This window comes from uncultured Clostridium sp., assembly GCF_937920395.1.
Classification (GTDB): domain Bacteria; phylum Bacillota; class Clostridia; order Clostridiales; family Clostridiaceae; genus Clostridium_AD.
In genome coordinates this window covers 1-7224 of sequence record NZ_CALEVF010000029.1, presented here as the reverse complement: position 1 = coordinate 7224, position 7224 = coordinate 1, and the positions used below count along the sequence as shown (strand labels likewise).

Genomic DNA, 7224 nt, shown 5'->3' with positions numbered 1-7224 from the left:
GATTTAGTTTTCAGTGGTCATCTTTTAATTAGTGAAAATGGTTTATTATTAAAAGAAAACAATAGATTTCAAAGAGAAAATGAAGTTATCACATCTATTATTGATATAAATAAATTGAATAGTGAAAGATTAAAAAACACAAGCTTTAGAAATACTACTTCCATATGTCCTTTTGAAGTAAACGAAATCCCTTTTGAATTTAAGAGTTTAGATTTTGGCATATTTGATAGGAACATTGATAAATATCCTTTTGTTCCGTCGGACCTACTTAAGCGTGAAGCCCGCTCAGCAGAGATATTTAATATTCAATCATCGGCTCTTGCTAAAAGATTTTCATACACAGGGCTTAACAAAGCAATAGTTGGAATTTCTGGAGGTCTTGATTCAACACTAGCACTCCTCGTTATTGTTAAAACCTTTGATAAATTAAAAATACCATTAAAAAATATTATAACTATAACTATGCCAGGCTTTGGTACTACGGACAGGACATATTTCAATGCAGTAAATCTTTGCAAAAATTTAGGAACTGATCTTCGCGAAATTAATATTGTTGATGCGTGTCTTTTGCATTTTAAAGATATAGGTCATCCAGTAGAAAAACATGATGTAACATATGAGAATGTTCAAGCAAGAGAAAGAACACAAATTCTTATGGACCTTGCAAATAAAGAAGGTGGTCTGTTAATAGGTACAGGTGATTTATCAGAACTTGCTTTAGGTTGGTGCACCTATAATGGCGACCATATGTCTATGTACTCTGTAAATTGTTCAATTCCAAAGACTTTGGTTAGATACTTAGTCAAATATGTAGCAGATAAAGAATCTTCAAAGCAGGTTACAGACATTCTTTTAGATATTCTTGACACTCCAGTAAGTCCTGAACTTATGCCTAAAGATAAAAGTGGAAAAATAACGCAAAAGACTGAAGATATAGTAGGACCATATGTGCTGCATGACTTCTTTCTTTATTATTTTATGAAGCAAGGCGCAACTCCTAAAAGAATATTATTTTTAGCAAAGCAAGCATTTAAAGATGACTTCGAGGAAGTCGTAATAATTAAATGGTTAGATAAATTTATAAAAAGATTTTTCACTCAACAATTTAAACGTTCAGCTTTGCCTGATGGTCCCAAAGTGGGAACAATAAGTGTTTCTCCAAGAGGAGACCTTAGAATGCCATCAGATGCTAGTTATAATTCTTTCCTCTAGGAAGATACACATTATGTAGTGGCTTAACATTCCTTTTCAGGTTTGCTAACTAATGCTTTTACACGCATAACAAGTGTATATTACGTATAATGCGTTGAAGCGTGCTTTAGAACTTCTTATTTTATTTTAATTAAGCTACGTTAAGAAAAACATATGTTTGAGCGAAGCGAGTTTATGTTTTTTAGTAGATTGATTAAAAATAAAATTAGTAGTTCTTAGCAAAGTGAATACATTATTCGTATTACAATACGCGTAATATATACTTGTTTATCTTTTTTACTTATATATATCAACAATTAAACCTGAAATTTCATCAATAGTATTTGCTACTTTAAGATTGTCTTTTTCCTGACTAAGTAACATTTGAGTAAGTTCCTCTAGTTTAGCATCCACAGTATTTACTGTTATAAAATATTGTGTTTGCCAAAAACTAATATCTTTTTTTACCTCATACATATGTTTTAAAATGGAATTCAAATATTCTTTAATTAAATTTTTATACGCTTTAACATCAGCATAACATTTTGTAGTACTTAACCTATTTCCTTTCTTTTTTATGTCATCCATCATATCCTTTAGCTGCTCCTCTGATTTATTATGCCTAGCAGAACTAAAGTTTTGAGAAAAGTCCATTTTATTCTGAATAGTTTTTTTATCAGTTGAAATATTTGAATTTCTTCTGGTTCTTGATATTTCCATGATTATTTCACCTCTAATTTATCTATATTGCTTTATTAGACTTTTTATATCTTTTACATTCTTATATATATTATACCGAACTTTCATCAAAAAAATATACACAACAGAAAATAAGTTCTAGCCACAACAGAAAATAAGTTCTTGCCGTAGTAGAAAATAAATTATGAGAGGTGTACCAATGAAAAGATTACTAATTATGTTTTTAACTTTCTTTAAAATAGGATCTTTTACCTTTGGTGGAGGTTATGCAATGCTCCCACTTATTGAGACTGAAGTTGTAATTAAAGAAAAGTGGCTTTCAAAAGAAGACTTTTTAGATATAGTTGTTATTTCTCAGACTTTCCCTGGAGCCTTAGTTGTTAATTGTAGCGTATTTATTGGTTATAGAATTGGTGGTCTTCTTGGAGCTATCATTGGACTTCTAGGAGTTGTTTTACCTTCATTTTTTATAATTCTATGCATAGCCGTTTTTTTTATGAAGTTTCGTCAGTATTACTATGTAAATTTGATTTTCAAAGGTATATCTGCTGCAGTACCAGTACTTGTTCTTATAGCTGTAGTTAGTTTATCAAAATCCATAAAGAAAAACTATGCAAATTTCATTGTAATTTTAGTATCAATTGTAAGCATATTATTTTTAAAAGTGCATCCTGTTATAGTTATACTTTTGTCTGGTTTGTATGGAGTTATATTTCTTGGGAAGAAGGTAAAGTAAATGGATATTTTAGTTAAAATATTTTTATCATTCTTAAAAATAGGTGCCTTTAGTTTTGGAGGTGGTTATGCTATGCTTCCACTTATCGAAAGAGAAATTGTAAAAAGCAATAATTGGATTAGTTATAAAGAGTTTGTTGATATCATTGGTATATCACAAATGACTCCAGGACCAATAGCCATAAATTCTGCTACTTTTGTAGGGTATAAAGTTGCTGGTATCTCAGGTAGTATCGCCGCAACTTTAGGTGTAATTTCATTTTCATTTTTTCTAGTTTCCATTGCAAACCATTATATTGTGAAATTTAAAGAATCCTATATAATGAAAGCAGCCCTTGCAGGTATGCGTCCTGCTATGATTGGTCTTATTATTTCTGTATTCTTATCTCTAGGACATGAATCTTATAAAGACATTAGAAGCATAATAATTGGATTTATAATATTTGGACTACTACTGGCTGATAAATTTCATCCAATTATAACAATAATGATTTCTGGAGTATTAGGCATTATATTTTATGGCCTATTCCCCATGTTATTTTTTTAAACTATTTGCCTTTGTTTACCTAATATAATCATTGTTTCATTTATAATAATATGATATGATATATCTAATGTATCAAAGGGGAGTAGCGAGAGCAGTTTTCTGCTTTTAATTGTTCGTCATCACGGTGTACTAAATTATGCCCGGATAATTAACTCACTAGATGTTGCCAGACCTTTGTTCTATTTTTTTAATAGAGCAAAGGTTTTTTTGTATCTAATAATTTTCACTATATTTACAAATACTATAAAAGAGGTGGTATTCATGTTTGAAAGCAAAACTATAAAGGAAGTACTAAAAGATTTCAACTCCAATTTAGAGACCGGACTTTCTCAAAAGGAATCAGATATACAAAGAGAAAAATTTGGACTTAATCAGTTAGAGACTAAAAAGCCTAAAACACTATTTTCTATGTTTTTTGCTCAATTAAATGATATTCTTATTTACATTCTAATTGCTGCTGCTGTAATTTCTGCCCTTCTTGGTGAAACAAGCGATGCGGTTATAATTGCTATCGTAATTGTTATTAATGCAACTGTCGGAATTATTCAAGAGTCAAAAGCCGAAAAAGCTCTTGATGCACTAAAAAAATTGTCCACTCCAAAGGCTGTAGTTAGACGAGATGGAGAGGTAAAAGAAATTCCCTCAAGAGAAGTTGTACCTGGTGACATTATTATTATTGATGCCGGTCGATATGTACCTTGTGATCTGAGGCTACTTGAAACTGCAAATTTAAAAATCGAAGAATCTACACTAACAGGAGAATCTGTACCCGTGGATAAAGATGCTACTCTTGTATTAAATGGTGATGATATCCCACTGGGTGATCAAAAAAATATGCTCTTTATGTCAACTCTTGCAACATACGGTAGAGGTGTCGGCATAGCTGTATCTACTGGGATGGATACTCAAATTGGTAAAATTGCTAAAATGTTAGATGAAAAAATAGATACAGAAACTCCATTACAAAAAAAGTTAGCGCAGCTTGGTAAATTTCTTGGAATAGGTGCATTATTTATATGTGCCCTTATGTTTATTGTAGGTGTTCTTCAAAAGAGAGATCTTTTTGAAATGCTGCTTACATCCATTAGTTTGGCTGTTGCCGCTATCCCTGAAGGTCTGCCAGCAATAGTCACTATAGTACTTGCTATGGGCGTTCAAAAAATGATTAAGGAAAATGCAATTGTACGTAAACTCCCTGCAGTTGAAACTTTAGGTTCTGTAAATATTATATGCTCAGACAAAACAGGAACCTTAACTCAAAATAAAATGACTGTAACTAAATTTTATGCAGGCGACACTTTAGAGAATGCTGATAATTTAAATCTTAAAAACAAACAACACAAGTTGCTACTTGAAAATCTTATTTTATGTAATGACGCTACATATTCCGAGAGTTCAAAAACTGGGGATCCAACTGAAATTGCACTACTCATACCTGGTATAAACAACAATATATTTAAAGATGAACTCGAGAAAAAACACCAACGAATTAATGAGATTCCTTTTGAATCAGATAGAAAATTAATGACCACTGTAAATAAATATGATGATGAATATTATGTAATGACAAAAGGAGCAATTGATAATCTGTTAAATTTATGTACTAAAGCCTATATTAAAGGCAGTATTGTAGAAATTACTCCCAAGATAAAAAAAGACATAATATCGATATCTAATAATATGTCTGATGATGCATTAAGAGTTCTTGGTTCAGCTTATAAAATTCTAACCACACATCATATAGATATTGATTGTTTAGAAAATGATTTAATATTTATTGGTCTAGTTGGCATGATAGATCCACCAAGGCTTGAGGTTAAAGATTCTATTTCATTATGTAAGAAATCGGGAATTAAGACTATAATGATAACTGGTGACCATCAAAACACAGCTTTTGCTATAGCAAAGGACCTTAATATTACAGATGATCCTAAAGCCGTTATGTCTGGCAGTGAGCTTGATAAAATTTCCGAGGTCGAATTAAATAATAAAATTGATGATATTAGAGTGTTCGCAAGAGTATCCCCAGAACATAAAGTAAAAATTATAAAATCTTTTAAATCAAAAGGAAACATAGTATCAATGACTGGTGATGGAGTAAATGATGCACCCTCCCTTAAAACGGCAAACATTGGTGTTGCAATGGGAATAACAGGTACTGATGTGGCTAAAGGTGCAGCTGATATGATATTAATAGATGATAACTTTTCAACTATTATAGCTGCTATAAAGGAAGGAAGAAACATATTTCGTAATATCAAAAAAACTGTAATATTCCTTATCTCTTGTAATGTTGGAGAAATTATAGCACTATTTTTAGCAATACTTTTAGGTTGGGCATCTCCTCTTCGACCTGTACATATATTATGGGTTAATTTAATTACAGATACACTTCCAGCTCTAGCCCTAGGAGTAGATCCTGGTGACCCTGACGTAATGAAATATAAACCACGTAATCCAAAGGACAGTTTATTTAAAGGCACTACCTTAAATCTAGCTCTTAACGGATTATTGATTGGAATACTAACCCTAGCCGCATTTATAATAGGTGCAAAATATTATAGTGGTGATCTAAATTTATTTCCATTATTCCCAAGTGGTCTTAAACCAGACGCTCTAGAGCATGCACAAACTATGGCTTTTGTAGTACTTAGTTGCTCTCAACTTGTTCATTCATTAAATATGAGAAATGAAAAGAAATCCATATTCCAAATAGGTTTATTTTCAAACAAATATTTAATTGGATCTATTATCTTAGGACTAATGCTACAAACCTTTATAATAACAATACCACCACTTGCAAGAGCCTTTAGTGTTCATGCTTTAAATATGCAAGATTGGGGTTTCGTTACTCTATTATCACTTATGCCCTTAATCTTAAATGAGATTGTAAAAATATTTAAACGTATGTCATCTAAGGCACAAACAATCAAATAAACAAATAGAGGTTGATGAATTAATTCATCAACCTCTTATTATTTATTGAAAACATATATGTGTTTTCTTCATTTTATAAGACTATCAGTATATATTATACTATTTTCTTAATTCTTGTGTTCCAATAACTTTACTTGTAGCATCCATTTTACATGTATTTTTAGCTTCTGGTGTAGTAAAATATACATTTCCATCAATTTTAGTATCTATTAACTTAAAATTATTTGCTGAAATATAAAGATCACCTTTGAAAGTTCCATGTTCCATACTAGTTTGAGTACTTTTAATAGTTAATTTTGGCGCAACTAAAGTAAATTTATGGTCTATGTTATTTGCTTTGTCATGACTGTATAGATTTATCTTTCGTTCCAAAAGAGCTTTATCATTTCTAAACTCACCATCAACTACAAGATCTTTATTAATAGTTAGGCTTTTTTTCATATCAATAGTTTGTATACCATTTTTACTTATAGCCTTTTCAAATCCAATCGCAGTATTTACAGAATTTGAAGTTGTTACTAATTCTTTTTTTCCAGTAACTTTGCTTTTAGCATCAATTTTGCATGTATTTTTAGATGCAGTTGTAGTAAAATATACATTCCCCTCAACTGTAGTATCCATTAATTGAAAGTTATTTGATGACACATAAATGTCACCTTTAAAAGTTCCATGAACTATACTTGTTTTAGGACTATTAATAGTTAATTTTGGTACAGTTAAAATAAATTTATCAGTTATCTTCTTATTTTTATCTTGACTATATAAGTTTATATTACGACCTATAATAGTTTTATCCTTTTTAAATTCACCTTCAACTACAAGATTTTTATCAATAGTTATATTCTTTTTTAAATTAATAATCCATGTACCATTTATACTTATTGCCTTTTCAAATTCATTTGCCGTACTTACCATTGAATTTGTGGTTATTACCTTTGGAGTTGTTTTGGGCATTTGAGTTGGAGCTTTCATGTTACATCCAACTAGTAATACTGTTAATATAGCTGATGTTAATAATATGGTTTTTGATTTCATTAAAAATCCTCCTTATTAGTAAATTTATTAGTTAATTGCATAACCTTGTAGTCAAGTGACTTCAAGGCTTTACAATTATA

General features: G+C 30.5%; 6 protein-coding genes. 4 read left to right on the top strand and 2 right to left on the bottom strand.

Translation table 11 applies throughout. From position 1 onward, the window contains the following. Positions 1-1212, top strand: a 1212-nt coding sequence (locus tag Q0649_RS01800; protein ID WP_298836634.1) for an NAD(+) synthase, incomplete at its 5' end; no start/stop codon positions are given. 276 nt (positions 1213-1488) lie between these two features. Here Q0649_RS01800 and Q0649_RS01795 read toward each other — a convergent pair. Then, positions 1489-1911: a YaaR family protein gene (locus Q0649_RS01795; protein ID WP_298836632.1), complete on the bottom strand. Its 423-nt coding sequence runs from the start codon at positions 1909-1911 to the stop codon at positions 1489-1491. 178 nt (positions 1912-2089) lie between these two features. On the opposite strand from Q0649_RS01795, the gene Q0649_RS01790 reads away from it, so the two are divergent. The 3 genes from Q0649_RS01790 (at position 2090) to Q0649_RS01780 (ending at position 6109) form a co-directional block, all read left to right on the top strand. Further along, positions 2090-2626, top strand: coding sequence for a chromate transporter (locus Q0649_RS01790; RefSeq protein WP_298836630.1), 537 nt, complete (start codon positions 2090-2092; stop codon positions 2624-2626). Further along, a complete protein-coding gene (locus Q0649_RS01785; protein WP_298836628.1) occupies positions 2627-3172 on the top strand; it encodes a chromate transporter in 546 nt (181 codons plus the stop codon). 261 nt (positions 3173-3433) lie between these two features. Beyond that, positions 3434-6109, top strand: a complete 2676-nt coding sequence (locus Q0649_RS01780) for a cation-translocating P-type ATPase (protein WP_298836626.1) — start codon at positions 3434-3436, stop codon at positions 6107-6109. 99 nt (positions 6110-6208) lie between these two features. On the opposite strand, the gene Q0649_RS01775 is transcribed toward Q0649_RS01780, so the two are convergent. Then, the gene (locus tag Q0649_RS01775; protein ID WP_298836624.1) at positions 6209-7144 is read right to left on the bottom strand and encodes a hypothetical protein; all 936 of its coding nucleotides are present in this window, start codon (positions 7142-7144) and stop codon (positions 6209-6211) included. Positions 7145-7224: the final 80 nt, after the last annotated feature.